Here is a 4,090-nt window from a genome sequence, read left to right on the forward strand (position 1 = left end):
GCATCGCTCCGCCGCGCGACACGATGCCTTCGATTCGCCGATGCCCGCGCAGCCGCTTCACGCTCTCGCGCGTGACCCCGCAATGCAGCGTCATGTAATCGACGCCCTGGCGCGCCTGCCGCTCGATAACGTCGATAAAGTACTCGGCCTCCATCTCCATGATCGTGCGCTCGGAGCCGAGCTGATAGATGGGCACGGTGCCCAGGATCACGGTGCATCGCGACAGGATCTCCGCGCGTATTTTGTCCAGGTCGGTGCCCGTCGAAAGATCCATCACCGAGTCGGCGCCGTAGCGGATCGCGGTGTAAAGCTTCTCGACTTCCTCTTCGATTAGCTGATGGAAGTTCGACGCGCCGATGTTGGCGTTGACCTTGGTGCGCAGCCCCTTGCCGATGCCGATCGCTCTGAAATCGTGATGGATATTGTGCGGGATCACGACCTCGCCGGTCGCGACCAGCACGCGAATTTCTTCGGCGGCGAAACCTTCGTCCTCGGCGACTTCGGTCATCTGCCGGGTGATTATGTTTTTGCGGGCCGCTTCAATCTGGGTCATCGCGTCACCTCCGCGGCCGGCACGATGCTCCGGCCTTGGACCTTTAAATATAGCTCAATCGCTGCCGTACTCGATTCCGTTCTTCTCGCACAGCTCGCGCAGTTCCCGGATCATTCGCTCCGAGCGCCACAAATGCGCCACCGCGATAAAGTTGGCCAGCGCCACCAGCGTCAACCCTCCCGTTGCCCAGTACATGTGGCTGACCACGTCGCCGCCGTGAATTACGCCCACGCCGTTGGCGTAGGCGATGAACAAAACAATCAGACCCGCCAGCGTCAGGCCGATGGTCACTCGGGTCATCGGGCTACTTGCCGGCGCGCTCCGGATTCCGGTCGATCACCGTCAGATCGTCGATATGGTCCGGCGCTTCCGCGTAATGCTTGGGCGCTGTGCGATCGGTGTAGGTCTTCATCTCCGGCCGCTGCGGATCGTAAACCGCGGCGTCCTGTTCGCGGTACCACGCCAGCATCTCGTCCATGTTGCCGTCGCGGCCTTTTTCGGCCAGCACCCGCGACCGATGCATCAGCATTTCCTTGGCCTCGACGAAATCCTTGCGGTCGAAACCCCAGATGCGCGGATGAACGTAGGTGTCCATCCGAATCGCGTCGCACGGGCATGCCTCGACGCACAGACCGCAGTAGATGCATCGGAGCGTGTCGATCTCGTAGCGCACCGGGAATTTTTCAACATGCGGATCGGGCGACTCGCCCGCTTCTATGTAGATGCATTGCGCCGGACACGCGGTCGCGCACAAAAAACACGCGGTGCATCGCACCGAGGAATCTTCGCGCAGCGTGAGCCGATGGCTGCCGCGAAAATTGTCGGAATAACGCTTGCGCTCTTCCGGATACTGAGTCGTCGAGGTCGCGTTGACGCCGCGCTTCATGCCGAACAGATGCGCGGTATGCAGCCCGAGGTTGCGAAGCAGGTGGTAGTTGGTGACCGCCAGGCCTCGCAGGATTTCGGGGATATAAATCCGCTCCCAAAAGGTCATTTGTTCGCTTCTCTGCATCTCTAAACCAGCGCCAAATCCACTGTCTGAACGGGGTTCCTGCGTTTGCCGGATGCTTCGCCGGACTCCGAATATAAACTATAGGGAGTCGCCGGAATTACAGTCAAGTTAGGTGAATCCGGAGGGCTCTCCTTTCGCAACCGCGCCACTTCGATTAATCATTGCACGCCATGCCTTCTCCCGGCACCTCCGCCGAGCCCGTGCGCTCGATCACCGCGTCCGAGGCCGCGCACACCGTGCTCGCGAGCTTTCTTGGCTGGGCGCTCGACGCCTTTGATTTCTTCATCCTGATTTTCGTGATGCCCGCCGTCGCCAGGGAGTTCCATCGCCCCATCTCGCATATCGCGTTTACGATCACCGCGACACTCGCGCTGCGTCCGCTCGGCGCGCTCATGTTCGGCTGGATCGCCGACCGCTACGGCCGTCGCATCCCGTTGATGGTCGATGTCGTCTTCTATTCCGTCGTCGAAGTGTTAAGCGGCCTTGCCCCGAGCTACGGATGGTTCCTGGCGATGCGCGCGCTGTATGGAATCGGGATGGGCGGCGAGTGGGGCGTGGGCGCGTCGCTCGCGATGGAGGCGGTGTCGCCCCGGTTGCGCGGACTCTTTTCCGGCCTGCTGCAGGAGGGTTACGCGGTCGGTTATCTGCTCGCGGCGGCCGCGTTCTTCTTCGTCTTCCCGCACTATGGATGGCGCGCGATGTTCTTCCTTGGCGGCGCGCCCGCCCTGCTGACGATCTACATCCGCTCCCACGTGCCCGAGTCGCAGGCATGGCAACGCACGCGCCCCGACATGTCGCAGATTCGCCGTGCAATTCGCGACAACTGGAAGCTGTTCCTCTACCTATGCGTGCTGATGACGATGATGAATCTCGCGTCGCACGGCACCCAGGACATGTATCCGACCTTCCTCGAAAAGACTCGCGGCTTCGACACCCGCACGGTGGCGACGATCGCGCTCATCTATAATGTGGGCGCGCTGCTCGGCGGCCTGACCTTCGGCTACTTGTCCGACCACCTGGGGCGGCGGCGCACGATGGCGGCCGCGGTGATATGCGCCGGCCTGGTCATTCCGCTGTGGATCTATCCGGGCACGCTCGCGGTCCTGACGCTTGGCGCGTTTCTGATGCAGTTCATGGTGCAGGGCGCATGGGGCGTCATCCCGGCGCATTTGACCGAGCTCTCGCCGCCGGAAGTTCGCGGTCTGTTCTCGGGCCTCGCCTATCAAACCGGAGTGTTGGTCGCCTCGGGCGTCGCCGTCAGCGAGGCCTTGCTCGCCGAGCGCTTCGGCTACGGCGCGACGCTGGCGGGCGTCGCCGCAATCGTGATGCTCTTCGCAGCCGTTGTCATCCTGCTCGGCCGCGAGCGCATGGGCCGCGACCTCCATAGCACGGCCGCATGAAGCCGCTTGCCCGCGGCACTGCCCGCGCGCGACAGCGGAGCGCGGCCTTAATACTGGGTGCAGGGGTCACCCCTGCCGCGAGACTTCCGGTATCCGCGGCTTTGCGATAAACGAACATTGTGCCGGAGGTGATGCGATGAAATTTGGCCTCTTCTTTGAAATCTCCGTACCGCGGCCATGGGGGCGCGAGACCGAAAAAACCGTCTACGACAACTGCCTCGAGCAAGTCGCTCTGGCCGATCAACTCGGCTTCGATTCCGTGTGGGCCGTCGAGCATCACTTCCTCGAAGAATATTCGCATTGCCCGGCCCCCGAGCTGTTCCTGACCGCGTGCGCGATGAAAACCAAAAAAATGCGCGTCGGTCACGGCATCATCGTCTGCGTGCCCGAGTTCAATCATCCGATCAAAATCGCCGAGCGCACCGCCGTCCTCGATATTCTTTCCGGCGGCCGTCTCGACGTCGGCACCGGCCGCTCCGCAACCTGGACGGAACTGGCCGGCTTTCGCGCCAACCCCGACGAGACCAAGAAAACCTGGGACGAGTTCGTCCATTGTCTGCCCAGGATGTGGACCCAGGATCGCTTCTCGTACCAGGGACGATCGTGGTCGATGCCCCAGCGGACCATCGTTCCCAAGCCCTACCAGAAGCCGCATCCTCCGCTGTGGGTCGCAGTCACCAGTCCCGGCACCGAGATCGACGCGGCCGAGCGCGGGATGGGCAGCCTCGGGCTGACCTTCGGCGGATTCGCCGAGCAAGAGGAGAAGGTCAAACGCTATCGCAAGATAATCCGCAACTGCACTCCGGTCGGCGAGTTTGTCAACGAGGCCGTCTCGACGGTGAACTTCCTCTACTGCCATGAAGACGAAGCCGAGGGCGTCAAGATAGGCCGGCGCCTTACCGGCACCTTCAATTATCTCGCTGCTCAGTTACTTTCGGTGCGCGAGGCGTATCCAAGCAAATCCTACCCGTCGCTGGGTTTGCTGCCTTCGCTTCGTCAGGAGGCGGCGGGGCCGGGCGATGCGTCCGGCGCGCCGGAGGGTATCGCGATTGGAAATCCCGCGCGCATTTTGCGCGAGCTGAAGAAGTGGGAATCGGTCGGCTGCGATCGCGTCAACTTCCTGCT

The 4,090-nt window shown here is 62.3% G+C and carries 5 protein-coding genes; 2 read left to right on the forward strand and 3 right to left on the reverse strand.

Going from position 1 to position 4,090, the window contains the following annotated elements:
* The 3 genes from ABSB13_RS16760 to ABSB13_RS16770 form a co-directional block, all read right to left on the reverse strand.
* On the reverse strand, positions 1–553 hold a 553-nt coding region (locus tag ABSB13_RS16760), incomplete at its 3' end, for a phosphomethylpyrimidine synthase ThiC (protein WP_428110477.1).
* A 54-nt stretch (positions 554–607) separates the two neighbouring features.
* Complete coding sequence (locus ABSB13_RS16765) at positions 608–853, reverse strand: hypothetical protein (protein ID WP_428110478.1); 246 nt, start codon at positions 851–853, stop codon at positions 608–610.
* Positions 854–857: 4 nt separating this feature from the next.
* Entirely contained in the window at positions 858–1,547 is a 690-nt protein-coding gene (locus ABSB13_RS16770) for a NuoI/complex I 23 kDa subunit family protein (RefSeq protein ID WP_428110480.1), read from the reverse strand.
* 188 nt (positions 1,548–1,735) lie between these two features.
* Here ABSB13_RS16770 and ABSB13_RS16775 point away from each other — a divergent pair, with 188 nt between their 5' ends.
* Both ABSB13_RS16775 and ABSB13_RS16780 read left to right on the forward strand, forming a co-directional pair.
* A complete protein-coding gene (locus ABSB13_RS16775) occupies positions 1,736–2,965 on the forward strand; it encodes an MFS transporter (protein ID WP_428110481.1) in 1,230 nt (409 codons plus the stop codon).
* 136 nt (positions 2,966–3,101) lie between these two features.
* The coding region (locus ABSB13_RS16780; protein WP_428110483.1) for an LLM class flavin-dependent oxidoreductase at positions 3,102–4,090 on the forward strand (989 nt) is incomplete at its 3' end.

Origin of the sequence: Binatus sp. (SeqCode) (assembly GCF_050013435.1) — a bacterium.
Taxonomy (GTDB): domain Bacteria; phylum Desulfobacterota; class Binatia; order Binatales; family Binataceae; genus Binatus.